Genomic DNA, 24,615 nt, shown 5'->3' with positions numbered 1-24,615 from the left:
AAATGTCAAGAATACTAACCGGAGTACAAAGTACAGGGACTCCACATTTAGGAAACTTACTAGGAGCTATTATTCCTGCCATCAATTTGGCAAACGATTCTAACAACGATTCTTTTTTATTTATTGCGAATTTACATACCCTTACGCAAATAAAAGACGCTCCTACTTTACGAGAAAACACCTATTCTGTGGCAGCTACATGGCTGGCTTTTGGTTTAGATATTGAAAAAACAGTCTTTTATAGACAAAGTGATATACCACAAGTGACTGAACTTTCTTGGTATTTAAGTTGCTTTTTCCCTTACCAACGTTTGACTTTAGCACATTCATTTAAAGACAAAGCCGATCGTTTGGCCGATGTAAATTCAGGACTCTTTACGTATCCCATGTTAATGGCCGCCGATATTTTGGCCTACGATGCTGAGTTTGTTCCGGTAGGTAAAGACCAACTTCAACATATTGAAATGACACGTGATGTAGCTTCTCGTTTTCACGCACAAATGGGGGAAGATGTTTTTGTCTTGCCTGAAGCTAAGATTGAAGAAAACTCCAAGTATATCCCAGGCACCGACGGTAATAAAATGAGTAAATCTGCAGATAATTACATCAATTTATTTTTACCAGATAAAAAGCTTAGAAAACAAGTGATGGCTATTCAAACCGATAGCACACCGCTTGAAGAGCCTAAAGATCCCGACACTTGTAACGTTTTCAACCTTTATAAAATTATTGCTTCAGAAGAGCAAACCGCAGAAATGCGTAAAAACTATTTAGGTGGTAATTACGGCTATGGTCACGCCAAGCAAGCTTTATACGAACTTTTAGTTGAAAAATATGCGAAAGAAAGGGAAGCTTATCATTATTATATGAATAACCTTAACGAAGTTGATGCAGCTTTAGAAAAAGGAGCTGAAAAAGCTAGAAAAATAGCCAACGAAGTCTTGGATAGGGTAAGGACTAAATTGGGATATTAAACCTATCTCTTTATAATTAAAAAAACCGCAACATATAGTAATTATGTACTACTTGTTGCGGTTTTTTTACAAACTATAACTTAAATCGCTTCAAACATCTTACCAGGTAAAGGTCTTACCAAACCATTTAATTCAAGGTTTAAAAGATAGGTGGTAATTTCAAACGTGGGCATTTGGCAAGCTAGAGCTAACACATCTAATTCTGTTTTTCCTAAATCTTTGAGCTGACTTAAAACTTTTTCTTCTTCGGGAGAAAGCTCAACAAAAAGTTGGGTTTGTTTTGGCTGCTGTGGTTCTAATTCCCATCCCAAATAAAAAATCAAATCTGTAGCAGAAGTAATCATTTGCGCTTTTTGATGCTTAATAAGTTCATTACAACCTTTGCTTAAAATATCTGTAGGCCTTCCGGGCAATGCAAAAACTTCTCGATTATAAGAGTTGGCTATGTCTGCCGTCACTAGAGAACCTCCTTTTTCAGCGCTTTCAATCACAATGGTAGCTTCACTTAAACCGGCAATGATTCGGTTACGTTTTAAAAAGTTTTTTCGGTCAAAGGTTTTGTCGCTCCAAAAATCAGAAATAAAGCCGCCGTTTTTCAACACTTCTTTTTCATACTTTTTATGCGCTTTCGGATAAATTTGATTCAATCCATGCGCCATACACCCTATGGTCTGTAAATTATTGGCCAAAGCTGCTTTATGAGCACAAATATCAATTCCGTACGCAAATCCCGAAACAATCACCGGATTTAATGGAGCTAAGTCTTCAATGAGTTGCTCGCAAAAAGCAGTTCCATGGGTGGTCGCTTTTCGTGTTCCCACAATACTAATGATCTTTTTCTGCTGAAGGTCTATAGTTCCTTTTTCAAAAAGTAAAATAGGGGCATCAATACAATGTTTGAGCCGCTGCGGATAATCATTATCCTGAAAATACTTTACCTTAATATCGGCTGTATTTATAAATTCCAGTTCTTGCATGACTTCCCTTTCATAAGAGGAAAAATCCAACAAAGCTGCAGTCCGTTCTCCAATACCTTCTACTGCCATTATCTTTGACTTCTTTGTTTCAAAAATTGCTTTGGCAGAACCAAAATGATGCACTAATTTTTTTGCTGTAACGTCTCCGATATTTGGAATTCGTTGCAGCGCTAATAAATAAATTAACTCTGATTCACTCATTATGAAGAAAATATAAGTCTAAAAATAAAGAAAAAGATTTGTTAATAAAATTCACTCTCCATATTTCATAAAAACTGAAAATAAACTAACTTTGAAATTATGAGAGTAGAGCTGTATTTAAAAGAATTACTTTATCGTTACGAATGCGTAGTGATGCCCGGTTTTGGAGCATTTTTGGCTAAACGTAAACCTGCAGAGGTTCATGAATCTACCCATGCGTTTTATCCTCCTAAAAAAGCAATTTCTTTCAACAAACAACTTTCTGAAAACGATGGTGTGTTAGCTAATTATATTGCTAAAGCGGAAGAGATTTCTTACAGTGAAGCCAACCAGAAAGTAACCGAATTTGTAGAAAACCTTTCTCATACCCTAGAAAATTACAAAGAAGTAATTTTAGATGAGATAGGAACATTCTCTTTAGAAGAAGAAAAAGTACTATTTCAACCTTTCTACCATAACAACTATTTAGCTGAATCTTTTGGTCTTTCTACCTTTACTTCTAATCTCATTGAAAGAGAAGAAGAAATCGTTGAAGAAAAAAATACTATACTTTCTAAGGTTGAAGAGGATACTTCTCAAGATGAAGTTGCTTCCGCTACTGTTTCAGAAAAAATTTCTACCTCAGAAGAAAACCGAAAAACAAAATCTCCGGTTTGGAGATATGCTGCGGTTGGAGCAATAGCCATTGGTTTAGCCGGCTTTTTAGGAGCCAATTATTACAGCAACGATATTAAAGAACACAATATTGCAGAACAGCAAAAAGCTGAAAAGCAAATTGAATCTCAAATACAAGAAGCAACCTTTGTAATTAGTAATCCGTTGCCCGAAGTAACTTTTAAAGTAGCCCACGAGTCTGGAAACTATCATATTGTAGCCGGTGCTTTTAGAGAACAAGAAAATGCTACCAAAAAAGTAAATCAATTACAGGAAAAAGGATTTAATGCCCGTGAAATTGGGACTAATAAATATGGATTACATCAAGTAATTTATAGTAGTCACAAAAACCGCCTCGAAGCTTTAAAAGCATTGAAAAACATAAAAAATACCGAAAATCAAGAAGCTTGGTTATTGGTCCAAGAATTGTAAATTTTTCTATACTTATAAAATTTCTTTAAAATTGATGCTTTTACTGAGCATCAATTTTTGTTTTAGCACAAAAGATTACCTTTGCAGAAAAAAATGCAGCCAAAACATCCCCAAGAATCCCATACTATTTTAACCGACCTGGTTTTGCCCAGTGAAACCAATCCGTTAAACAATCTTTTTGGTGGCGAATTGTTAGCCCGTATGGACCGTGCTGCAAGTATAGCCGCACGTCGTCATAGCCGAAGAATTGTAGTAACTGCTTCGGTAAATCACGTGGCGTTTAAAAAAATGATTCCCTTAGGAAGTGTGGTAACCGTAGAAGCGAAACTTTCCCGTGCTTTTAAAAGCTCGATGGAAGTAGTGATCGATGTATGGATAGAAGACCGTGAAAGTGGATTGCGTTCCAAAGCCAACGATGCCATTTATACATTTGTAGCTGTAGATGATTCTGGTATGCCCGTTCCTGTTCCTGCGATTGAACCGGAAACCGAAATTGAAAAAGAACGGTACGACGCTGCCTTACGAAGAAAACAACTAAGTTTGGTACTTGCCGGAAAATTAAAACCTAGTGAAGCCACCGAACTGAAAGCTCTATTTGAAGACTAAAAAAGCCATGCTCTATGGCCACAACTCCTAAAGTTTCTTTTAAAGAAATTAATAAAATTGCAATCCCGGCCATTATTGCGGGAATTGCCGAACCGCTTATTTCTTTAACCGATATAGCTGTAATTGGTAATATTAGAGAAAATTCGGTGGAAGCATTAGCGGCCGCAGGAATTGTGGGTTCTTTTCTTTCGGCTATTATTTGGATTGTCGCCCAAACTAAAACGGCTATTTCTGCAATTGTTTCTCAGCATTTGGGTGCTAATCGGGTTCATGCAGTGAAGACTTTAATTCCGCAAGCAATTATTTTCAACCTCATTTTAAGTTTAGTAATTTATGCTACTACTGCTTTTTTTGCTGAAAGTATTTTTAGTGCCTATAATGCAGAAGGTTTAATCTTAACCTATACCGAAGATTATTATACAATTCGTGCTATGGGTTATCCGTTAACATTGGTGACCTTTGCCATTTTTGGAGTTTTCCGTGGTTTACAAAATACACTTTGGGCGATGAAATGCAGCTTGGCAGGAGCTGCCGTAAATATTGGATTAGATTATGTGCTCGTCTATGGAATTGAAGGCTTTATTCCTCCGCTTCATCTCAAAGGAGCAGCTTATGCAAGTCTTGCTGCACAGGCTACAATGTTGATGATGGCTTTTTATTTCTTTTTCAAAAAAACACCTTTTCACCTAAAACTTAGTTTCAATCTGAATCCGCAGATGAAACCGCTCTTAGTCATGGCAGCTAATCTTTTTGTAAGAACAGCAGCCCTTAATTTCGCTATTTATTTAGCCAATGCTTACGCAACCGACTATGGAAAAAACTATATCGCGGCACAGAGTATTTTGATGAATATTTGGTTGTTTTTCTCTTTCTTTATCGATGGTTATGCCAATGCGGGAAATGCAATTGGTGGTCGTTTACTTGGTGCAAAAGATTATGTTAGACTGTGGAACCTAAGTAAAGATATTTGTAAATATGCCGTATTTATCGCTTTAATTTTAGTGGCGATATGCGGACTTTTCTACAACGAAATTGGACTCATTTTTAATAAAGAAGCCACCGTACTTGCCTTATTTTCTTCCGTTTTTTGGTTGGTACTTTTAATGCAACCTATCAATGCGATTGCTTTTATGTTTGATGGAATTTTTAAAGGTTTGGGGGAAGCCAAATACCTTCGAAATGTTTTGCTTGCTGCTACCTTTTTAGGCTTTACTCCTACTTTGTTGATTGCTGATTATTTCGGTTTAAAACTCTATGCCATTTGGCTCGGTTTCCTAGTTTGGATGCTCATTAGAAGTTCTACTTTGGTTATTAAATTCCGAAGAAAATATTTGAAAAACTAAACGTTTTACCGAAGAAAATATTTTCCCCATGTTATATTTTCAAAACAATAATTGTTACTTCATAAATTTTACAATTGTTACTTTATTAAAACATTAAAACTTTATATATTAATAGATAACAACTCTTTATATTTTTTTTGTTACATTTACCAAGCATCACTTGTTATATTTTCCCAACAACTTATGTTAATAAACATGGCTGATTTTAAACATTTAGAATTAAAAATTATCGAGCCAACATTTGACTCCCCTTTGATAGATTTGGTAGTTGAATTAGAACATTTAAGAAGAAAAACCCTATCGGGCTCAACACACCCAGAAATATTCTTCCAATTAAAAAATATATTTCACACCCTAGAAAGTATAGGTTCTGCAAGAATTGAAGGAAATAATACCACAATTTCTGAATTTATTGAAACTAAAATTGAAAATAGACCTATTGCTAATGAAAATATCCAAGAGATTAGAAATATAGAATTAGCAATGCAATATGTAGATGAATATGTAAAAGAAAGAGGTGTTACGCTCGATTTAATTAAAGATATTCATTCAAAAATTGTTGATAAGCTTTCTCCTCCACCTAAAGGAGAAGGAGACTCGACACCCGGTACTTACAGAGACTGTAAAGTTTACATAAAAGGAGCTAAACATATTCCTCCAGAAACAAACTTTCAAGTAAAAGAATATATGGAAAATTTAATAGACTTTGTAAATAATGATGATCCTCCGAAGTATGATTTATTAAAAGTGGCTTTAGCCCACCATAGGTTTATGTGGATTCATCCATTTAGTAATGGTAATGGTAGAACAGGAAGATTATTTACCTATGCAATGCTATTAAAACAAGGGTTCAATGTAAATATAGGCAGAATTCTTAATCCAACTGCTGTATTTTGCTTTGATAGGAACTTATATAACACTAACCTCTCTTTAGCAGATTCAGGTAATTATAAAGATGTTGAGAAATGGTGTACATATGTATTAGAAGGTTTAAAAAATGAAATTGATAAAATTGATAATCTAAGTGACTATTCTTATCTGAAAGATAAAATTTTAGTTCCAGCAATTAAATATTCATTAGAAATGAAATACATTAATAGGCAAGAATCCAAAATTTTAAATAAAGCAATTGAATTACAATCATTTCAAAATTCTGATATTCAAGAAATTTTTCCTAAAAAATTATCACCAGCTATTTCTAGGATGATTAGAGAATTAAAACAAAAGAATATGTTACAATCTGAGAAAAATAATTCTAGAAAATATTACATAAACTTCGCAAATAATTTTCTAATTAGGGGAATAATAAAAATGTTAGCTAAAGAGTCTTTTATACCTTTAAAAGAATAATTATTAAAATCAGTTTAACACCTGTGCACTTAGAATTGCCTTAAAAATGTCGTAATTTTAAGCTATGAAAAGAGATGAAGTTAGCAGAGGATTTATATTTAAAACTTACCAAGCACCGCACCAAACTCCTTTTGAAAAGCTTTTTGAAATTTTTAAAGAGCTTATTACCTATACTTCGGGAGATTTTGATGAAGCCATCGACTGGTTACGACAATTGGATAAGGAATATGAACTGACCACGCCCGATTATACCATAGATGATTTTATTGAAGATCTAAAGGCGAAAGGCTATATCCAAGAACGAATAAAGCCTGATGGTAAAGGCGCGATGGAAATTACCTCAAAAACCGAAAAAGCCATTCGGCAACGTGCATTGAACCAAATTTTTGGAAAAATGCGAAAGGGAAATTCCGGGAACCACAAAACCAAGCATAGCGGAAATAGTGATGACAGTACCGGTGAATTAAGGGATTATCAATATGGTGATGGTTTAGACCGAATTTCGATGACCGAAAGTTTGAAAAACGCCCAAATTAATCACGGTATCGGTAATTTCAACTTATCTGAAAACGATTTGGTTGTAGAAGACAGTCAGTTTAAATCACAAATGAGTACGGTGTTAATGATTGATATTAGTCACAGTATGATTTTGTATGGTGAAGATCGTATTACGCCGGCCAAGAAAGTGGCAATGGCACTTTCAGAATTAATTTTAACACGTTACCCTAAAGACACCCTCGATATTATTGTCTTCGGAAATGACGCGTGGCCTATACAAATTAAGGATTTACCGTATTTGCAAGTCGGCCCTTTTCATACCAATACAGTCGCCGGAATGCAATTGGCGATGGATATTTTACGCCGAAAGAGAAACGCCAACAAGCAAATTTTTATGATTACCGATGGAAAGCCAAGCTGCCTAAGAATGCCTGATGGAACTTATTATAAAAACTCGATGGGACTTGACCCGTACATCACGAACAAATGTTACAATATGGCGGCACAAGCTCGAAAACTGAATATTCCCATCACCACGTTTATGATTACTTCCGACCCGTATTTACAGCAATTTGTAGATGAGTTTACCGAGTCTAATCAAGGAAAAGCCTACTATACGGGCTTAGGTGGTTTAGGAGAAATGATTTTTGAAGATTATGAATCGAATAGGAAAAAGAGAATACGATAAATTAACATCTCCCCAACCCCTCTTCAAAAGAGGGGCTAAATTAAATTTTGATGGCGAATAAAATAATACCATATAATAAAAATCTTAAAATTAGAGCTAGAGAGCTGAGAAAAAATATGACTCCTGCTGAAGATTTAGTATGGCAACATATTCGTAAAAAATCTTTGGGAGTAGAATTTCACCGACAAGTTCCTCTGCTAAATTATATTGTTGATTTTTATTGCCATGAAATCGGGCTAGCTATAGAAATAGATGGAAAAATTCATAAATATAATTTTATAGAAGACGCTAAAAGACAAGGAGAAATTGAAAAACATGGAGTTTCTTTTTTAAGATTCACTAATGAAGAAGTTTTTAGTAAGATAACTTCTGTAAAACAAAGAATACTTAACTACATAGAAGAATTAAATCAAAACACATAAAATGTTCCTCCCTCCCTTCGAAGGGAGGGCCGGGGAGGGATGTAAAATAAAAAATACTATGAATTTAACAGAAATAAAAACCTTTGGCGAACTTAAAGAAGCAGGTTACCAAAGTAAGAGCATCAAAGAAGAGCTTCGTGAAAATTTAATTGAAAAAATAAAGAATAACGAAACAGTTTTTGAAGGTGTTCATGGATATGAAGATACCGTAATTCCTGAATTAGAACGTGCTATTCTTTCCAAACATAATATCAACTTACTAGGTTTACGAGGACAGGCAAAAACCCGTTTAGCTCGACTGATGGTTAAATTATTGGATGAATATATTCCGGTAGTAGAAGGCTCAGAAATAAACGATGACCCTTTTCATCCCATTTCAAGATATGCCCAAGAAACTTTAAAAGAAAAAGGAGATAACACACCTATTTCTTGGTTACATCGCGAAGAGCGTTTTTCAGAAAAACTGGCGACTCCCGATGTAACGGTAGCCGATTTAATTGGTGATGTAGATCCCATTAAAGCTGCCAATTTAAAACTGAGTTATGCCGATGATCGTGTAATTCATTTTGGGATGATTCCACGGGCAAATCGTGGGATTTTTGTGATCAACGAATTACCCGATTTACAGGCAAGAATTCAGGTGGCATTGTTCAATATTTTGCAAGAAGGCGATATTCAAATTCGAGGCTTTAAATTAAGAATGCCGTTAGACCTTCAATTTATATTTACTGCCAATCCCGAAGATTATACCAATCGTGGTAGTATTGTCACGCCGTTAAAAGATAGAATTGGTTCGCAAATTTTAACGCACTATCCGAAAACCGTAGAAATTGCAAAAACCATTACAGAGCAAGAAGCGAATTTGGAAGCTAATCAAAAAGATCACGTGAAAGTACCCGGTTTAGCTCGGGAAATCTTAGAGCAAATTAGTTTTGAAGCACGGGAAAGCGAATATGTAGATGAAAAAAGCGGAATTAGTGCTCGGATGAGTATTACCGCATTTCAGAATTTATTGAGTACAGCAGAACGTCGTACTCTAAAAAATGGGGATACTGAAACAACCCTTCGTTTAGGTGATTTTATGGGGGTCATTCCATCGATTACCGGGAAAGTTGAATTGGTTTACGAAGGAGAACAAGAAGGTGCAGCGTTTGTTGCTCAACATTTAATTGAAAATTCAATTAAAAGCATTTTTCCAACATTATTTCCAAAGATTGAAAAACTCGAAAAACAGAACGAAGACAATCCTTATGATGAAGTTACACAATGGTTTTTTGAATCGAGCGGAGTTGAGTTACCCGACGATTTAAATGAAAAGGAATACCAAGAAACACTAAAAGACATCAAACCTCTACAAAACCTCATCGATAAATATCAACCGGAAACCAGCGAGGAAGATCGTTATTTCTTAACCGAGTTTTTGTTGTGGGGATTAACCGCTTATAACAAATTAAGTAAACACCGATTCTCTAAAGGAATTCAGTTTCAAGATCTCTATGGGAATTACATTAATAACCTGTAAACTCATCGTTTCAAATTAATAAAAAAAGCTCTTTCCATCGAAAGAGCTTTTTCTGTTTATTTAATTACTGCTATACTAAATAAAATTTGATCTTTTTTTATGGGAGGGTTGTAACTTTTATAAAGTACAAATCCGTCGCAAGGTGAATAAATTTCTTCTAAGGTTTCCCCAAAAAAATCAGTAACATATCCTATTTTCATTCCTTTTTTAATGTATTGACCAGGTTTTATATGACTATGGAAAAAACCATCATTTTGGCTATTTACACTTTTTCGCTCATTTACAATGAGATTTTCTTTTGGATAAAAAGGTTCACCTGTAGCCATTTTTAAATGTTTTAGAACATTAAACAGTGCAAATTTCACCCTTTCTACTTCTCGTGGTTCTATTATTCCTCTTCTGCCACATTCAATATCTGCAGCAGGAATACCTCTCATATAAGCTTCCCTAGAACAGTAAGTTGATTTATCTTCTATTTTATATTTATTTCCGAATTGCACAATAATATCAAAGCCCAATGCTTTAGCAAGTTCGAAAGATTTTTTAGAAACTTCTTTTTGGTATCCATAATTATAATAACCTGCATAAGCGATTAAATCATTATTGGTATCACCGGCATGTAAATCTAAAAAGTAATCAGACCTTGCTATAATTTTTGAAGAAATGATTGCAGCTATTTTTTCTGCAACAGAACCTTCCATGTTCCCTGGAAAAATCCTATTTATATTTTTTCTATCAATAGGATTTACCCTTACACTACGTTCTAAAAATGAAGCTAAATTGGTAATATTAACTACGATAATAGTTCCTGAAATTTGATTGGGGTCTATTTTATTAGCAAACTCTTGTGCGGCAACAATCGGTACGTATTCAGAACCATGGACACCGGCTGTAATTCCTAAAACAGGACCATCTTCTTTACCGTGGATTACTGTTACGGGAATAGAGGTCGTTTGATCATTTTCATAGGGAACTTGAATATTAAACCTCTCTTTACTCCCCGGATCTATATATTTCCCTTCAAATTCAAAACTCTTTTGGGAAAATGCAGAAAAACTTACTAATATAAATACTGTAAATACAAACTTTTTCATAGCTATAAAAAATTAAAACCAAGGTTAGTGAACCAACCTTGGTTTTAAAACTTATTATGTGTTATTGATTAATTGATATCGAAATGTCCTGAATCTGAATTTACATTTCCTTCTGTATCTTCCACTTCTAACTCAAAGTGATACTCTCCAGCGGCTGCGCTAGAAGGTACATCAATATGCTTGTGAAAATTCACAGTAGTTTCTCCATTATACTCATATTCTTCTTCAAAACTCCAACCTTCAAAGCCTTCGGCGTGAATATGAACATGAACATGTTGCACACCGTGTTCTGCATTGATGGTGGTTTCCGCATGCATTTCTGAACCTGCGTTTACGTTAGCAGGAATATCTAGTGCTGAGATAACAATTGCATCTGCATTGTTATCTGCATTAGTTACGTGAAAATGTACTCCTTCTGCATGGGTATGCCCTTCTGTATCGATCACGATAATAGTCATATGATATTCACCAGGAGTTGCATTTGCTGGAACATCAATATGCTCGTGAAATTCTGCTGAATTTCCAGAATAGTTAGAGAAGGTCTCATCAAAAGTCCAATCTTCCTCATTACCTTCTGGAGTAAGATCATGACCATGAATATTTACAGAAACACTTTCAATTCCGTGTTCAGCAGTAATAGCTGCCTCAGCGTGTACTTCACCTCCTTTATTTGCATCTTCCACATTAATATTTGTGATCGTGATGCCGTGTTCCTCTCCACTATGATCTTCTCCTATGATTATTTCTACGTAAGCTTCTGTTTGGTTTCCGGCTTGGTCTAATGCAATTATACCTAAGTGATAAGCTCCTTCTGCAGCATTTTCAGGCACTTCTAAATGCTCATGAAGATGATGGTTGGTTTGACCAGGTTCTAATTCTTCGGTATGGTTGAAAGACCAAGGGATGGTTTCTACAATTCCTGAAGGTCTCCCGTGGGTATGACCATCAAAGTTGTTATGAACTTCAATTTTATAAGAAGCTAATTCTACATCATCTTCTAAATCTACATCTAAATGAACCTCTCCTCCTACTGCAAAAACTTCATCTAGGGTTGGTTCATTAATGGTAATTACCGGAGCTTGATTATCAAGACCATTGCTTGAGTCATCGTCGTCACTACAAGAGGTTAATCCTAAAATACTAATTAGGGTTAATAAATAAAATATATTTTTATTATAAATTTTCATAATTCTAAAATTAAATTGTTTTGATTGCTTTTTTGTATAAATATTTTTGAGATAATTCTACCTTTTCCGGAGGTCCTCTTAAATAATAATATACAAATAGACTTTCTGTGGGGTTACTTTCAATAAGTGATAAAAGTCCTTTTTGTAAAGTAAAATGTTGTTGATAGTTAATTTCTCTATTTAATAGAAACCAATTATCCTTCCACAAATGAAAAATGCTGCATTCATGATTTTTTAAATTTGTCTTTTTTAACTGATATTGATAGGTTTCTTGGGTAGTAATAGATACGTCATATTCATGCTTAATCAACAAGAAATGAAAAGGCACATAAAGCTGAGAGCTTATGAAAACAGCTATTAATAAAATGCTAATATGTAAGCGGAAACCTCTCAATTAAAAAGGGACTTGAAGGGTTAACTGAATATTTCTCGAAAGTTCAGGAATTTCTAATCTTCTATAAAAACTGGTATGTTTAAAGTACTTTTTATTAAAAAGATTAGAGACCTGTAAATGAACTGTACTTTGCTTTTTAAATAAGTTAAAGCCTTTTTTTACGCCTAAACCAAATAATGCATACCCCGGAGTAATCATTTCTCCTTGTGCAATTCGGTCTTGTTCCATGGTCATTCTAGTATTGGCATATATTTCTGTTTCTTTAAGAATAAGGTGTTGTGTGTTAAAAGTGTAACCTACTTCAGCGAAGAGATTATTTGCCGGAGTAAAAGGTAAAGGGTAATCCCTAGAACTATCCGAAGTAAGTTGTTGATTGTATAAATACTCAGCAACCACCTGTGTTTTTAACTGATCAAAAAATGTTTTTTGTAAACTCACCTCCACACCGCTTAGTAATGCTCTTGATTGGCTATATCGATACAATTGTCCCGAATGTGGTAATAATGAAAAAGTTTTAGTGGGTTGCAGAAAAATATAATTGTCGAAGTAATAAATGTAGGGGTTTACGCTCGCTATAAAACTGTTTTCTTCATAGGTTAATTCAACATCTCCTACATAACCTTTTTCTGGATCTAAATCAGGATCACCTTGTTCATGCCTAAATGAACCATGATGTATTCCATTAGCTCCTAATTCAATCGGGGTTGGTAATCTAAAGTTTGTCCCTATATTGGCATTCAAAGTCCATTTATTCCAATTAAATAGCCCCCCAAACATTACATTCAAATTTCCAAAATCCCGATTTAAGTTAGGGCTTCTTTCTGCATAGTTATTAGCCGTTTCTTCACTTTCACCATTTTGAATAAGGTAATCATACAAGTAATTATCATTAAATTGATTTAAATGAACTTTCCCAAAATCGTAACGAATGCCTAAACTCCATAACGTAGTATTTGAAACTTTGTATTCATGTGTTAAAAAAGCAGCATAATTTTGCGCATCATACTGAGGAAGTAAAAAGTTGAAACCTGCAATATCATTTTCTTGCCATCTTCCTTCCAAGCCGAGGTTAGTAGTGTGCTGTGCAGAAAATTTTTGCTCCCATTTTACTTTAACATCATAAGTTTCTAAATTAAAATCCAGTTCTAGATTAGGGTTTTTTTCGGGAGGGGCTTGGTTTCCATAATGCGTATGAAATAAACTCCATTCTTGACGATGGTTTTTCTGATACCCTAAATTAACTATCAGCTTAGCATTATCATTAACGAAAAATGTATTGTTATTAATTAATTTGAAATGATTTACTCGTTGATAAGGGAAATCAATATTCCTTCGATCACCATCAGGTTGAACTCGACCTACAGAAGGAATCCCGTGAGCTCCTGGGAAAAATCCGGATTTTTGATAAACATTACTTACACTAACAGTACTCTTAAAATTATCACCTAAGTACCCTGCCTGAAAATACCAATCTAATTCCTTCCCTGCCGTATTTTTTAACTCTTCATCATATACAGGAAGATTAAAGTTAAGGTAATTAATTGTATCTGCCGGAAGCTTATAATCGGCATAAGATAAACCGGTAAGTCTGGCTTTTGCAAAAAATTTATTCGATTTATAATTTAAATTAAAAGATCCGCCAAGTGTATTATTTACAGATTTAGCAATGGTCATCGCGCTACCTGAAATACCTTCATCCATAGGCGCTTGATCGTTATCAATTTTTAAAACCCCTCCAATCGCATCACTTCCATATTCAATAGCAGAAACTCCTTTAATCACCTCTAACTTCTCTACAGAAAGAGCATCTAACTCTAAGCCATGATCTGCCCCCCATTGTTGTCCGGCTTGATTAATTCCATTTTCGCTTACTACCACTCTGTTTAATCCTAAACCACGAATAATAGGTTTAGAGATTCCAGAACCTACTTCCATAGCATTTACTCCTGGAAGCTTTTCTAAACTCGTAGAGAGTGAGCCTGTATATTCTTTTTCTATATAGTTTTTATTTACGATTTCCCGGTTGAGTACTGAAGTTTCAACAGTTTTCCCATGTAATAAAACCTGTTGAAGTTCTTTCCAATGGTGCTCTAGTTTAATTTCTTCAAACGTATCTCCTTCTATTAACACAGGATAAATCAAGTCTTGGCATTCAGGATGTGTGATTTTCAATTCGATTTTCCCATCACATAAGTTAGGGATTTCGAAATTTCCGTAAAAATCTGAATACACTTCAATATCACTATCAATAATCTCAATTACAGCATTGATAAGTGGTTCACCCGTATGATCATCTACTATTTTTCCTTTTAAGGTATGATCACAATTTTGTGCAGACAAAGAGAGGTTAGCCAAAATGAATATAAAGACCAATGAAAGAGTTTTCATTAAATATAATTTTATACAGTTAAGATTTTCAATCGATTTTCTTCAACTCTTTTAAAGAATCTTTATCCTTGAAAGTAGAAAGAAGTAATCGTTTAAAAATAAATCACTCTAAGCTTGATTGATGTTTTCAACCAAACGTTTAGAATGCTTAATTACGAAATGATATGATACTGAATAGAAGACTTCCAATAGAAGACTACATTCAACACTACTAATTAAACTGTATAAAAAGGGGGAGGTTTATTGAAGATAAGGCAAACAGGTGTTTTCTCTGTTGCCAACGAGGTATAGTTATTAATAACTATACTAGATTCCTGAGAAGGGATTTCCTGCAACTCGAAAGCTTCTTCCGCTGCAATTAACGGGATATTCTTATCTGTTCCAGATAGATGACACCAAACACAATCCTTGTCATCGTTAACATCATCTTTATGAGTAATATCATGAAGTCCCGAAACTTTTATCAGCATAAAAGCAACGAGAAAAAACCACGACAAACTATATTTTACTCGATTAGACAACATCATTAATCTGCAAAACTAAGAAAGAAAACCTCAACCCCATGTTAAAATTTCTAAAACATGGTTGAGGTTCATCTTATTTCTTTGGAAGTTTTCTGAAACCTTTTAATATATATCCAAACCTTCAAGGCATTAAGTACCTTGCAAGAGATGGTGATTAATCGTTTACTTTTATTAAATGTTCAGCAATTTGTACCGCATTAGTTGCCGCTCCTTTTCTTAGGTTATCGGCAACAATCCACATGTTTAAAGCTCGTGGATGTGAATGGTCTTTCCGGATTCTTCCTACAAATACATCATTTTTTCCTTCTGCATAAATGGGCATCGGGTAGGTATTTACATCAGGATTATCCTGTAAAGTGATTCCCGGAAAATCATTTAAAATCTTTTTCACCTCATCAATTTCAAAATCTTTTTCAAACTCAATATTTACCGACTCACTATGCCCGCCAACCACTGGAATTCTTACTGCAGTTGCAGAAACCAACACAGAATCATCATTCAAAATCTTCTTGGTTTCGTGCGTTAATTTCATTTCTTCTTTGGTATAATCATTCTCTAAGAAAACATCGCAATGCGGAATGGCGTTTTTATGAATAGGGTAAGGATACGCCATTTCCCCTTTTTCCCCTTTGTATTCATTTTCTAGTTGTTGTACTGCTTTTACTCCCGTTCCGGTAATAGATTGGTAAGTAGAAACAACAACTCGTTTAATTCCAAATTTATCGTGAAGCGGTTTTAAAGCCATCACTAACTGAATGGTGGAACAATTGGGGTTCGCTATAATTTTGTCTTCTTCTGTTAAACTATCGGCGTTAATTTCAGGTACTACAAGTTTTTTGGAGGGATCCATTCGCCAAGCAGAAGAATTATCGATAACAGTTGTTCCTGCTTCAGCAAATTTTGGTGCCCATTCTAAAGAAGTATTTCCTCCGGCAGAAAACAAAGCGATCTCAGGTTTTCGTTTTACTGCTGTATCTAGATTTACTACTTCATATTTCACTCCGTTGAATTCAATTTTTTTTCCAACAGATTTTTCTGAGGCGACAGGAATTAATTCGGTGATAGGAAAATTTCTTTCTGCTAATACCTTTAGCATTACTTGGCCAACCATCCCGGTGGCTCCAACAACAGCTACTTTCATTTTTACTGAGATCTAAAAATTTAATATTACTACTTTACAGCCTTATTTTTGGCTAACGGCAAAGATAGGTAGAGAATTTTAAACGGTGGGCCGTTTAGCTTCAGAAAGTAAAGTACACAGAAAAAAATACCCTGCCTTTAGAGCAGGGTTGAATTATTAAATTGAATAGTGTAGCGGTTACTACGTATTTTATGAAGCGGTATTTTGCTTCTTTAGTTCATCTCTAATTTCAGCAAGCAATTCTTCTTGCGTAGGACCTTTTGGAGCAGCAACTGGTTTGGGATCTTCTTTTTGCTTCGTTTTTTCGTAAGCCCGTAAAAACAAAAATATAAATAAGCCCACAATTACAAAATTAATAAGTGCTTGAATTAAATTTCCGTAGGTAATCACAGCGGCTTTTGCTTCTCTAGCGGCATCTAAACTTGCGTAAGTATGTCCGTCTAAAGCAATAAACTTCTTGGTAAAATCTACTCCGCCGGTTAATAAACCAATAATGGGTGTAATCACATCTTTCACAACAGAATCCACTATGCTTTTAAAAGCGGCCCCAATAACAACTGCAGTAGCGAGGGCAACAATATCACCCTTCATTAAAAACTTTTTAAAATCTGAAAAGAAACTCATAATCTATAAATAGGTTGATTAATAGCTTCTAAAGGTAATAAATTGTTCTTTTTGAAAAGGATATTATTTTTTGATTTATTTAATTAAGGAAAAATGACCTTTTACACTTGGCATCCCTTCAATTGTTACCATAAACCAATATTCATTAGAAGGTAAATATTTACCGTTATAAGAGCCATCCCATAAGAAACGTTTTCCGTTTTGTCGAAATAATAACTTTCCGAAACGATCAAAAATTAATAATTCTGAAGATGAAAAATACTCGGTTCCTTTTAGTTGAAAAATATCGTTAGCACCATCTTGATTGGGAGTAATAAATTTAGGGTAAAGTAATACCGGAAATTCTCTTGCTGAAACTCCACAAGCTTCTGAATCTTTTACGTAAGCGGTATAAACGCCACCTTCCTTCACTTGAAATTTATTGGAAGTTTGAAAGGTATTTCCGTCTAAAGAATATAGAAAATTTCCTTCTTGTAGCGTCAGGATTTTAATGAATCCATTATCAACTAAGATTTCAGTAATCTCCGGTTCTTGAATAAAATTTACGGTAAACGTTTTTGTAGCCGTACAACCATCGCTATTGGTTACCGTCAAGCTGTAACTTCCTTCTTCAAAAACCGTAATGCTGGGAGTTGTTGCTCCGGTAGACCAATCGTACATCACATCACTAATAGCTGTTGAAAGCTCTAGACTATCTCCTGCACAGATTTCAATTAGTTCATCTGCAGAAAGCTGCGGACTTTCATATAAGTTATAATTCAGTTGAATTTTAGCTCCGGGATTACATGCTGAATTTGGTAAATAGGCCTCTGCGAAATAAGTGCCGTTTTCTGAAGGGGTAAACGTTTCAGTATTGGTAGCTATTGGTGTGATTGAAGTTGCTGAGTCAAACCAATTGACTTCATAAGGTGAAGAAACGCTAACCGAAAGTTGTGGAGGTGTTCCATCATCGCAACTAAATACATCTCCATTACTCGTTGGTATTGGCGGAATTGGAATTACTTCTACATAAAAAACTTCAGAAAAAGTACTGCATAAATTATCGGCTAAGTTAACGGGATCTTCGGCTACTTGCACTCGAAAATAAGTATCAGTAGCAATACTAGTGGTTGAAAACTGTTCTTGTGTCGCACCAGGAATATCATTCCAAGTTTGTCCGTCCGGGCTTCGTTGCCATTGGTAATAATGGTCGGAGTAAACAGAAAAATCGGGATTGGCTTCTAAGCTTATGGTTTGCGGCAAACTCTCTTCACAAAGGCTGATCTCGTTTTCAGTTGAATTGGAAGGTGAAATCGTAGTTAAATCGCCACAAGAACTAAAAATAATATCATCAATGGCTAAGTCATTTCCGCAGCCACCTTCCGAATTATTAAACATTTTTAAGATAATTGAATTTTGTCCCGGTTGCGACTGAAAGGTCATGGCGTATTGTTCCCAAAAAGCGGTAGAACTTCCTGCTATATCTCCCGTGCTTCCTTGTTTTAAAAGTTGTGTATCGTTGGCATTCCAGATTTCAAACCGAACGTTAATGGGGATTCCACTTCCCTCACAAACTCCACTGGCAGCATTAAAAATATTCATTAAGTAGGCAGAAAATTCATAGGAAGCATTTTCACACAAACCTGAAATTGGAGTTTGGTAGAACAAGCCGGCAGTATAGTCGGCATTCACGATTAAAGCCCGACCATTAGATACTGTGGTGCTGGGTAAAGAATTATGCCAAGAGCCTATTTGCTGTGAAATCTGGTCAGAAATTGTGTATTGCCCGTCTTGAGGGTCACCCACCACATACGTATAATTGGTGATTCCCGCAGCTAAAGGATTTCCCGTTCCAGAACCACTCCCAAAATCTTCATGAAAAATAGGGTCGCCCTTACTTCCGCTACAAAAACCTAACTGTGCATTAATCGTTTTAGTGAAGAAAACAAAAATGCAAAAGCTCACAAAGAGTTTGATGGTATAAGAAAAGTTTATCGCGATAGTTAATTAATGATTTTTCTTTTTACGCGCTGTGAAATGGAAGTAATTAATTCATAAGAAATCGTGCCGGCATTATGCGCAAATTCTTCAGCACTTTTATCTTTTCCGAAGAGGATTACCTCATCGCCTTCTTGACAATCAATTCCGCTAATATCAATCATCAACATATCCATACAAACATTCCCAATGATGGGTGCAATTTGACCGTTTACCAAAACTCCGGTTTTTTGTTTTCCGTAAATTCGGTTAATCCCATCGGCATGACCTAGAGGAAGCGTGGCCGTTTTGGTTGCTAAAGGAGCTTTAAATACTCGATTATAACCTACACTTTCTCCTTCTTTAATGTGATGAATTTGAGAAATGATGGTTTTTAGCGTTCCTACAGGTTTTAGTTTTTTGTCTTCTGCCGCCGAGTTTCCAAAACCGTACAATCCAATTCCCGTTCTTACCATATCGTAATGGGCTTCTGGATAATTGATGATCCCAGAAGTATTACAAAGGTGCCGAATAGGTTGATCATCTAATTTCGGCAGAATTTTATCAAGGGTTTTTTGATAGTTTTCTATTTGATACAAAGTAAATTCCCGTTCTGCTTCATCTTCACTAGCGGCTAAATGAGAGAAAATCCCTTCTACTTTTATCGCTTTCGTTTCTGCTAATTTATGGTTAAGCCAGGCTGCATCTTCAGGATCAAAACCCAATCGGTTTAAACCGGTATTAATTTTTAAATGAATGGGATAATTTTTCAGTTGAAGTTTTTCCGCCGTTTTCACAAAAGCCTCCAACGTAAATTTACTGTAAATATTCGGGATTAAATCGTTTTCTATAACTTCTTCAAAATTGGTAGATTGCGGATGAAGCACCAAAATAGGTTTTTGAATTCCGCCTTCTCTTAATGAAATACCTTCCCGGGTGTAAGCCACGGCAAAATAATCGATTCCTATTTTAGATAATCGTTTAGCAATTTCAACAGAATCATTTCCATAGGCAAAAGCTTTTACCACACCTAACATTTTGGTCTCGGGCGATAACTTGGATCGCAAATAATTATAATTGTGTTCTAAGGCCGATAAATCTATTTCTAGTACCGTTTCTGAAGTTTGTGACATAACTATTTCTTGTTGGGGGAAATTTCTTTCATCTCCTCAACATCTATTTTTTTACTTTTTCATTCAACATTGCTTTGTAATACGCACCTCTGCTTAAAGGTTCATATTCTTCCGTTTCTCCCAGTAAAACCAAATCCCGGTTAGCCGATTTTCTAAAACTGAATTGTGCTAAATTACCGGTGCGCGTACACACCGCATGAACTTTGGTCACATATTCTGCGGTCGCCATCAGGTTAGGCATTGGCCCAAACGGGTTTCCTTTAAAATCCATATCCAACCCGGCAACAATTACACGAATACCTTTATTGGCCAAATCGTTACAAACACTTACAATTTCTTCATCAAAAAATTGCGCTTCATCAACTCCCACCACATCACAATCGTCTGCCAACAATCTAATATTAGCTGCGGCAGGAACAGGAGTAGACCTAATCTCATTGGCATCGTGAGAAACCACCATTTCTTCATCGTAGCGTTTATCGAGCGCAGGTTTAAAAATTTCTACTTTTTGTTTGGCAAATTGGGCACGTTTTAAGCGGCGGATAAGCTCTTCGGTTTTGCCGGAGAACATACTTCCACAAATTACTTCAATCCATCCAAATTGCTCTTCGTGATTTACGGTATTTTCGAGAAACATTTTGTAATTTTCAGCACTAAAACAAGAATATTCTTGTTTAAATTTAAGCAAGGTAAAATTACTAAAAATACATCCTCACAAAAAAAGTTAATCATAAAGTTATGAAGAAGTCCCTGGAAGCCGAACTAATTAGCATAGCACACAGAATATTACAGCTAAAAAACAAAGAAGATATACACGAACTAAAAACCATAACCGGGGTTTTATACGAAAAATTAAGCGTGTTGTCTTTTGCAGAAAAACACTTTGCCGGTGCACAACCTACCATTGGATTAAAGGATGTAAAAGAAAAAATGGCAGAGACATCAGAAAAGAAAGAAGAAGTTGTTGAAAAAAGTATCGAACAAGAAGAAGCAAGTGTCCCTTCAGGATTAGAACACAATACAGAAGAAATTATCGAACTGAATACCAATATCCTGAAAAGTATTTTAGCTGAAATGCCGATGGAAAAAATACAGGCCATTAAAGAAAAAGCACGTCCCGATGGCTTAGCCTATAATAAGGAAGCGATTACAGTACCCAATACAGAAAAGATTAAAGATATGGTCGCTCATATGTTTCCGGAAGATGAAGAGATAGATCAAGTATTAGAAGAAATTATTCCGCAACACAAAAAAGAAGAACAGCAGGAAACACCAAAAGAGGAAAGGCCGGAACAGAATTTTGGGGTAAGTTATGACGATTTACCACAATTTGAGCCTGTGCAAAAAAAGGAAGCTCCACAACCACCAAAAGAAGAACCGAAACAGGAAGAAGTAAAACCTGAACCTGAAATTTCGCAAGTGCCACCGGAAACACCTGAAGAACCGAAAGCGAAAACGAAGGAAGAACTTCCTCAGGAAAAAGAAATTCCTACGGCAAACGATTTATTTCAGAATTACGAAACTCCAGAATTTGAACCCAAAGAACCATCGGCAACAAAAAATGATTTGGGTGGTGAACGAAAATCATTAAATGACCGACTTAAAAAAGGAATTAATATTGGTTTAAACGATAGATTGGCATATATCAAGCATCTTTTTGATGGCAATGCTGCCGATTACAACCGCGTGCTTTCCCAATTAAACACCCTTGAAAGCTTTATGGAAGCACATCAATTTATTCAGCAACAAATAAAACCTGATTATAACAACTGGGAAAATAAAGATGTTTACGAAGCCAGGTTTTTACATGCCATCAAAAATAAATACGACTAATGGCAAAGCTATTTTTAGTTCCAACACCTATTGGTAATTTAGAAGATATGACTTTTAGAGCGGTAAAAGTGCTAAACGAAGTAGATTTTATTTTGGCTGAAGACACCCGAACTAGCGGAAAACTGCTTAAACATTTTGAAATTAATACGCCAATGCATAGTCACCATATGCATAACGAACACAAAACGGTCGATTTAATTATTAAGCGCATTCAAAATGGAGAAACTGCCGCGTTAATTAGCGATGCTGGGACACCGGCGATTTCCGATCCAGGGTTTTTACTCACTAGAGCTTGCGTAGATCATCATATTGAGGTAGATTGTTTACCGGGAGCAACTGCCTTTGTACCCGCTTTGGTAAACAGTGGTTTGCCTAATGATAAATTTATATTTGAAGGTTTTTTACCAGTAAAAAAAGGAAGGCAAACCCGATTGAATTTATTAGCGGAAGAAAACCGAACGATGATTTTTTATGAATCGCCACATAAACTCATCAAAACACTGGGACATTTTATTGAATATTTTGGGACAGATAGAAAAGTTTCGGTTTCTCGGGAAATAAGTAAACTTCACGAAGAAACAGTACGAGGGACAACGGAAGAAGTTTTAGCGCATTTTCAAAAGAAAGCTCCCAAAGGGGAAATCGTGGTGATTGTAGAAGGAAAAAAATAAGTGGTTTATCTTGAATAGACAAACCACTTATTTTCAACATATTGTTCAGAAAATTTACTTCTCTAAAGAGTTTAAGTAAGCTAAAGTTTCTTTTGCATTAGAAAGTTCAGCAAACTTTTTGGCGGTGTATTTTTCAACATCAGATTTAACAGATAAGTCAGCACCTTTTTGTACAAGAAGTTTTAAAACTTCTACTTTATTGTAACGCGCTGCATACATGGCCGGAGTTTTTCCTAGAGATTTTTCATTTACATCTTCTCCAAAGTCGATTAACTGTTTTACCATTTCAAGATTTCCTTTCATAATGGCTTTGCAGAAAGAATTTAAGTCTGCACTGGTTTCCCAATGTACTTCAGAAGATAAATTTTCTGGGGTTGTTTCATAACTGTTGTTGGCAAATGTAACACAGCTGATGAACGCTAATGCTACGGTAATGATTGTTTTTTTCATGATGAATGATTTTTGATTAATGAATTAGTTTTAAGCAACTTGCTCTATTATAATAGACTAATCAAAAGTATTTTTGTTACACAAAACATTCAAAATTTAAAAAAAACAGCAAGAACCTAGTATTTAAATGATGCTTAAAAGTTTAGTCAGCAGATTTTTCAGAATTAAAATCGGCCATTCTTTGGAGTAAGTCTTTAAATTCTTCAACAGAAGGTTCTGCGTAACCTTCTAAATCAATTTCAGCTTGTCGCTCTTCTTTAAGTTGAATTTTTAAATGAGGGTTCTCCTCTTCTACTCCGTTAATTTCATCTACTTTTAATCGTTTCACGGGACCAGAGTTCAACCTGTATTTTACAAAAACAGCATCGTAAACCACATGATTTTTCCTTACCTGACTGGTAATTAACACGTATAACACTAACATATTGGCCAAAACGATAAGATAGAAATAGGAAAACTCTTCCGTCCAGAAATAAGCCACAAAACCTATAATGAGTAAAAGAATACCTACCAATAGAATAATAAGGTTCTGTAAGGTGTTTTTGTATTTAATGTTGAGTTTTTGTTCCATTTTCATTCGTTTTGCCGACACGAAAGTACAGAAAAGCTTCTATTGCTCGTGATACAAATTGGCAAAATTCAGGAAAATTTCGTAAATTAATAGTTTAATCAAATTTTTACTAAAATGTCATTCGGCGGAGTGGTACAAGCCATGATTACCTCTTTGAAAAATAATTCAAGACGTGGTCATCGAACTAATTATTTTGAAAAAGGTCACCATAAAACTTCAGGAAAAAGTACAGGTATTCCTGTGATTAAAATTTCTGAAGAAAAACGCAAAGCAATGCGAGACCAACTCATTGCTGAAAACAAACGCGATGAGCAAAAAGTGATGGTTATATTCACCGTGCTGTTGGTAATAATGATTTCTGCTGCCGTTTATTTTTTATTCTTTTAAACCGAAGTATTCTTGAAAGATTTATTGCAAGAAGTTAGACAGTGTCGTTTTTGTGAACCCCATTTACCTTTGGGAGCTAGGCCTATTGTAAGCGGAAATGAGCATTCAAAAATTATTTTAATAAGTCAAGCGCCGGGGCGAGTCGTTCACGAATCGGGAATTGCATGGCAAGATCAAAGCGGAAAACAATTGCGAAAATGGTTGGGTGTAACTACTTCTGTGTTTTACAACGAAGATAACTTTGCGGTGTTACCCATGGGTTTTTGTTATCCCGGAAAAGCCAAAACCGGCGATTTGCCTCCCAGAAAAGAATGCGCTCCTTTATGGCATAAAACCATTATCGATCACTTTAAAAAAGCTGAATTATTTGTTTTAATCGGTGCTTATGCGAATAAATATTACCTTTCTAAAAATGAAAAGTTAACGACTTTGGTAGAAAACTATCAAGAATTTTTACCTAAGTATTTCCCGTTACCACATCCTTCACCCGTGAATCGATTTTGGCGAATTAAGAATCCGTGGTTTGAAGATGAGGTCGTACCACAATTACAGAAAAAGGTAAAAGAGATTTTAGAAAAATCTTGATTCGCCTCAC

Annotated in this window: 24 protein-coding genes; 12 read left to right on the top strand and 12 right to left on the bottom strand. The window is 35.3% G+C overall.

All coding sequences use genetic code 11. From position 1 onward, the window contains the following. The first annotated feature begins 2 nt into the window (after positions 1–2). Positions 3–974 carry a tryptophan--tRNA ligase gene (trpS, locus tag FVB9532_RS00640; protein ID WP_150543281.1) on the top strand — a complete coding sequence of 324 codons (972 nt, stop codon included), beginning with the start codon at positions 3–5 and terminating at the stop codon, positions 972–974. A gap of 80 nt (positions 975–1,054) precedes the next feature. On the opposite strand, the gene dprA is transcribed toward trpS, so the two are convergent. Further along, entirely contained in the window at positions 1,055–2,152 is a 1,098-nt protein-coding gene (gene dprA / locus FVB9532_RS00635; protein ID WP_150543280.1) for a DNA-processing protein DprA, read from the bottom strand. A 99-nt stretch (positions 2,153–2,251) separates the two neighbouring features. On the opposite strand from dprA, the gene FVB9532_RS00630 reads away from it, so the two are divergent. The 7 genes from FVB9532_RS00630 (at position 2,252) to FVB9532_RS00600 (ending at position 9,667) form a co-directional block, all read left to right on the top strand. Continuing rightward, a complete protein-coding gene (locus tag FVB9532_RS00630; RefSeq protein ID WP_150543279.1) occupies positions 2,252–3,238 on the top strand; it encodes an HU domain-containing protein in 987 nt (328 codons plus the stop codon). A 93-nt stretch (positions 3,239–3,331) separates the two neighbouring features. Beyond that, the gene (locus FVB9532_RS00625; RefSeq protein WP_150543278.1) at positions 3,332–3,844 is read left to right on the top strand and encodes an acyl-CoA thioesterase; all 513 of its coding nucleotides are present in this window, start codon (positions 3,332–3,334) and stop codon (positions 3,842–3,844) included. Between the two features lie 14 nt (positions 3,845–3,858). Next, positions 3,859–5,187: an MATE family efflux transporter gene (locus FVB9532_RS00620; RefSeq protein ID WP_150543277.1), complete on the top strand. Its 1,329-nt coding sequence runs from the start codon at positions 3,859–3,861 to the stop codon at positions 5,185–5,187. Between the two features lie 195 nt (positions 5,188–5,382). Further along, positions 5,383–6,537: a Fic family protein gene (locus FVB9532_RS00615; RefSeq protein ID WP_150543276.1), complete on the top strand. Its 1,155-nt coding sequence runs from the start codon at positions 5,383–5,385 to the stop codon at positions 6,535–6,537. 64 nt (positions 6,538–6,601) lie between these two features. After that, positions 6,602–7,723 (top strand): vWA domain-containing protein, encoded by a 1,122-nt coding sequence (locus FVB9532_RS00610; protein WP_150543275.1) that lies wholly within the window; start codon positions 6,602–6,604, stop codon positions 7,721–7,723. Positions 7,724–7,773: 50 nt separating this feature from the next. After that, a complete protein-coding gene (locus FVB9532_RS00605; RefSeq protein ID WP_150543274.1) occupies positions 7,774–8,145 on the top strand; it encodes an endonuclease domain-containing protein in 372 nt (123 codons plus the stop codon). A 58-nt stretch (positions 8,146–8,203) separates the two neighbouring features. Then, positions 8,204–9,667: a sigma 54-interacting transcriptional regulator gene (locus FVB9532_RS00600; RefSeq protein WP_150543273.1), complete on the top strand. Its 1,464-nt coding sequence runs from the start codon at positions 8,204–8,206 to the stop codon at positions 9,665–9,667. Between the two features lie 56 nt (positions 9,668–9,723). Here FVB9532_RS00600 and FVB9532_RS00595 read toward each other — a convergent pair whose 3' ends face one another. The 9 genes from FVB9532_RS00595 to FVB9532_RS00560 all read right to left on the bottom strand — a co-directional run bounded on the left by FVB9532_RS00595 (position 9,724) and on the right by FVB9532_RS00560 (position 20,745). Continuing rightward, positions 9,724–10,761 (bottom strand): succinylglutamate desuccinylase/aspartoacylase family protein, encoded by a 1,038-nt coding sequence (locus tag FVB9532_RS00595; protein ID WP_150543272.1) that lies wholly within the window; start codon positions 10,759–10,761, stop codon positions 9,724–9,726. 68 nt (positions 10,762–10,829) lie between these two features. Next, positions 10,830–11,948, bottom strand: coding sequence for a DUF4625 domain-containing protein (locus FVB9532_RS00590; protein ID WP_150543271.1), 1,119 nt, complete (start codon positions 11,946–11,948; stop codon positions 10,830–10,832). Positions 11,949–12,342: 394 nt separating this feature from the next. Further along, on the bottom strand, positions 12,343–14,730 hold the full coding sequence (locus FVB9532_RS00585; RefSeq protein WP_150543270.1) for a TonB-dependent receptor: 2,388 nt from the start codon (positions 14,728–14,730) through the stop codon (positions 12,343–12,345). A gap of 215 nt (positions 14,731–14,945) precedes the next feature. Further along, positions 14,946–15,227, bottom strand: a complete 282-nt coding sequence (locus FVB9532_RS19360) for a hypothetical protein (protein WP_194716451.1) — start codon at positions 15,225–15,227, stop codon at positions 14,946–14,948. A 181-nt stretch (positions 15,228–15,408) separates the two neighbouring features. Next, positions 15,409–16,395 (bottom strand): aspartate-semialdehyde dehydrogenase, encoded by a 987-nt coding sequence (locus FVB9532_RS00580; RefSeq protein WP_150543269.1) that lies wholly within the window; start codon positions 16,393–16,395, stop codon positions 15,409–15,411. A gap of 189 nt (positions 16,396–16,584) precedes the next feature. Further along, positions 16,585–17,019: a large conductance mechanosensitive channel protein MscL gene (mscL, locus tag FVB9532_RS00575; protein WP_150543268.1), complete on the bottom strand. Its 435-nt coding sequence runs from the start codon at positions 17,017–17,019 to the stop codon at positions 16,585–16,587. 75 nt (positions 17,020–17,094) lie between these two features. Next, a complete protein-coding gene (locus FVB9532_RS00570) occupies positions 17,095–18,963 on the bottom strand; it encodes a T9SS type B sorting domain-containing protein (protein ID WP_150543267.1) in 1,869 nt (622 codons plus the stop codon). A 38-nt stretch (positions 18,964–19,001) separates the two neighbouring features. Next, positions 19,002–20,108 (bottom strand): alanine racemase, encoded by a 1,107-nt coding sequence (gene alr, locus FVB9532_RS00565; RefSeq protein WP_150543266.1) that lies wholly within the window; start codon positions 20,106–20,108, stop codon positions 19,002–19,004. A 43-nt stretch (positions 20,109–20,151) separates the two neighbouring features. Next, a complete protein-coding gene (locus tag FVB9532_RS00560) occupies positions 20,152–20,745 on the bottom strand; it encodes a thymidine kinase (RefSeq protein ID WP_150543265.1) in 594 nt (197 codons plus the stop codon). Positions 20,746–20,846: 101 nt separating this feature from the next. Between FVB9532_RS00560 and FVB9532_RS00555 the strand changes: the two genes are divergently transcribed. Continuing rightward, positions 20,847–21,941 carry a DUF8457 domain-containing protein gene (locus tag FVB9532_RS00555; protein ID WP_150543264.1) on the top strand — a complete coding sequence of 365 codons (1,095 nt, stop codon included), beginning with the start codon at positions 20,847–20,849 and terminating at the stop codon, positions 21,939–21,941. Next, positions 21,941–22,612, top strand: a complete 672-nt coding sequence (gene rsmI / locus FVB9532_RS00550) for a 16S rRNA (cytidine(1402)-2'-O)-methyltransferase (protein ID WP_150543263.1) — start codon at positions 21,941–21,943, stop codon at positions 22,610–22,612. The genes FVB9532_RS00555 and rsmI overlap by 1 nt, the downstream gene beginning before the upstream one ends. Positions 22,613–22,666: 54 nt before the next feature. On the opposite strand, the gene FVB9532_RS00545 is transcribed toward rsmI, so the two are convergent. After that, a complete protein-coding gene (locus FVB9532_RS00545; protein ID WP_150543262.1) occupies positions 22,667–23,062 on the bottom strand; it encodes an ankyrin repeat domain-containing protein in 396 nt (131 codons plus the stop codon). A gap of 142 nt (positions 23,063–23,204) precedes the next feature. After that, the gene (locus FVB9532_RS00540) at positions 23,205–23,633 is read right to left on the bottom strand and encodes a hypothetical protein (RefSeq protein ID WP_150543261.1); all 429 of its coding nucleotides are present in this window, start codon (positions 23,631–23,633) and stop codon (positions 23,205–23,207) included. 114 nt (positions 23,634–23,747) lie between these two features. Between FVB9532_RS00540 and FVB9532_RS00535 the strand changes: the two genes are divergently transcribed. Continuing rightward, on the top strand, positions 23,748–24,020 hold the full coding sequence (locus tag FVB9532_RS00535) for a hypothetical protein (protein WP_150543260.1): 273 nt from the start codon (positions 23,748–23,750) through the stop codon (positions 24,018–24,020). 12 nt (positions 24,021–24,032) lie between these two features. Then, entirely contained in the window at positions 24,033–24,605 is a 573-nt protein-coding gene (locus FVB9532_RS00530; protein WP_150543259.1) for a uracil-DNA glycosylase family protein, read from the top strand. The last annotated feature ends 10 nt before the right edge of the window (positions 24,606–24,615 follow it).

Origin of the sequence: Mesonia oceanica (assembly GCF_902499555.1) — a bacterium.
Classification (GTDB): domain Bacteria; phylum Bacteroidota; class Bacteroidia; order Flavobacteriales; family Flavobacteriaceae; genus Mesonia; species Mesonia oceanica.
Note: the sequence above shows the minus strand (reverse complement) of the source record. Positions and strands in the feature narration are given on the sequence as shown.